Raw genomic sequence first — 2,325 nt, 5'->3', positions numbered from 1 at the left:
GGTCTTGGTGTGCATACTGAAAAATCCTTGATTGTTAGCTTCTAAAAACTTATCGGGGGGTCAGCTTAAGTTTTATGCCGAGCAGCGATTATTTTTACAAAACTTCACAAAACTGACCTAGACGATTGGGTGAACAAGATTATGGAAGCCTTGCCCCACTTGAGCTGAAACCAATTTCCATACCTAGGTCTCATCAAGGGAACAGGACTCACCCAAAACTGGACTCCAGGAAAATTGCCGTACACTAATTACTGATCACCAACTAAACTTGGTAAGCCCTAGCAGGGATTAATACGGTTCTTCAGTACCTCTTATGCTAAATTTCCAGTTAAAAAACTCAGAAAGCTTACTGTATAAGGAAAATTACGCTATTCAACTAACAAAATTTTCTGAAGACGGCCTCTGACCACTGTTCCCTGTTCCCTGTTCCCTGTTCCCTGTTACAGACTGTTTATTTAGCATAACAAGTACGGAAGAGCCATTAATACTTCGACCCAAACTAGGGGTGAAGCGTTCCTCAAGTCAATTGAGAGCTTGCCTTGGGTTCAGTATCATGGTCACATACAGCGGTTTGCAATTTGGTGAGGTACAAATTCCTGGGTTTTAGGGAACAGGGAACAGGGAACAGGTAAGAGGTAAGAGGGAACAGGTAAGAGGTAAGAGGGAAAAAATCCTATGTACCTGATAGTTATGAAAAACGCTGTAAGGGTCATGTGCTTCGGTGAAAATGAACATAGGGTCAATTGGCGACTGTATCAAGCCATAGCTGATTGGCATCAAAGCCTTATACAGTAGGCTTTTTAGGGCTCATCTCACCCCTGAAGCCTCAAGCCATTCCATCAATTTATAGATGGTCGAGATCATGGCAACCTCATGTATTTGATCGCCTACGATTCAATAGTATGGAAAGCAACCAAGAATTAAAATCCCAAAAATTCAGCTCTTTTAAAGGTCGATTCCTATGAACTTTATGAATAATCCTTATGAATGGGATCTGAGGGGCAGTCAGTCAAGGGAGTTGCTAGCCATGAACCCCACACACAAATCAGGATCCCCGATCCAGCAGTTAGGACTTACCCACCCAGACTTGTCATATAGCGCTTTGCGTTTAAATAGAGTATACTATAATTAGTATGATAAAACCCCAACTATGAAAGCATATTCTGTTGACATAAGAACGAAAATTTTCACAGCTTATCTAGACTGCGTTCGCGTAGCGTGGCCGAAAGGCCAGGGCTCAATGACGCGGTTAGCTAAAAGGTTTAAAGTGAGTCGTAATTTTGTATTTATAATTATTAAAAAATTTAAAGAAACCGGAGATATATCACCGGGCAAACAAGGGAATAACCGAGCCTCTAAATTAGAAACATTCACGGAATTCATCAAATCTATGTTGTCAGAGCATCCATCATTAATTCTCTCGTAAATGGTGGAAATACTTGAAAAAGATCAAAAAATTACTGTCCACATTACTACTTTGAGTAGATTCCTAAAAAAACTTAACATAACGCGGAAAAAAAACGCTATATGCTAGTCAAGCAAAAACGGAAAGGGTAGCTAAATTACGATTTATTTATTGGCAAAAAATTACTAAGTTTTTAGTAGAAAATTTAGTTTTTTTGGATGAAACGGGGTTTAATTTAGGGAAAAAGCGCATTTATGGCCGTTCTAAAAGAGGAACTAGAGTTGTCGATTATCGGCCTTATTACAGAGGGGAAAATATCACAATAATCAGTGCCCTTTCCTCCCTTCGCGTAGCGTGGCCGAAAGGCCAAGGAATCTTAGGGACTATGACGTTAAATGGTTCGATCTCTTGGTGCGCGTTCCCTAGGCGAGGTTCCCTCGCCGGGGTCGCACCGCTGAATAATCAAGGTTTTCTGACTTACATAAAACAAGTTTTAGCACCATCATTATGGCCTGGTGCTGTGGTGATCATGGATAATTTACCCACTCAGAAAAGTCAAAAAATTGTAGAGATATTATCTACAGTTGGAGCTACTATTTTCTTTTTGTATCCTTATTGTCCCGATTTTAATCCCATAGAAAAGTTTTGGTTTATTTTGAAAGACTATTTGCGTTCTTTAGTCCCCATGACTAGAGATGAGTTAGAAGAAGGTCTAGTTGATGTGATTCTTTGACTAAAGAACAGATAACAAAATTGTTTTCTTATTGTTGTTATTGTAACTAACTTAAGTGCAAACCGCCTGGTTGACTGACAAAAAATGAAGTCAAAAGTGCTCAAATACTTATCTGGAGAGAGATAGCCGCCCTTGACTAAAGTGAGTGGGAGCCAGCATTCTAAGGATAGAAACCACTCATACCCTT

Annotated in this window: 2 protein-coding genes; one reads left to right on the top strand and one right to left on the bottom strand. The window is 39.8% G+C overall.

Annotation, left to right across the window (positions count from 1 at the left end; translation table 11 throughout):
- Positions 1-603 precede the first annotated feature (603 nt).
- Positions 604-735 (bottom strand): hypothetical protein, encoded by a 132-nt coding sequence (locus tag F6K49_RS42130; RefSeq protein ID WP_293107280.1) that lies wholly within the window; start codon positions 733-735, stop codon positions 604-606.
- Between the two features lie 884 nt (positions 736-1,619).
- On the opposite strand from F6K49_RS42130, the gene F6K49_RS42125 reads away from it, so the two are divergent.
- Positions 1,620-2,138, top strand: coding sequence for a transposase (locus tag F6K49_RS42125; protein ID WP_293107275.1), 519 nt, complete (start codon positions 1,620-1,622; stop codon positions 2,136-2,138).
- Positions 2,139-2,325: the final 187 nt, after the last annotated feature.

It is taken from the genome of Moorena sp. SIO3I6 (assembly GCF_010672095.1).
This window is presented reverse-complemented; position numbering and strand designations above follow the sequence as displayed.

What these genes read in the sequence shown, in the direction of transcription:
- F6K49_RS42130 (WP_293107280.1), bottom strand. Translation starts at nt 735, where the DNA reads ATGTTCATTTTCACCGAAGCACATGACCCTTACAGCGTTTTTCATAAC.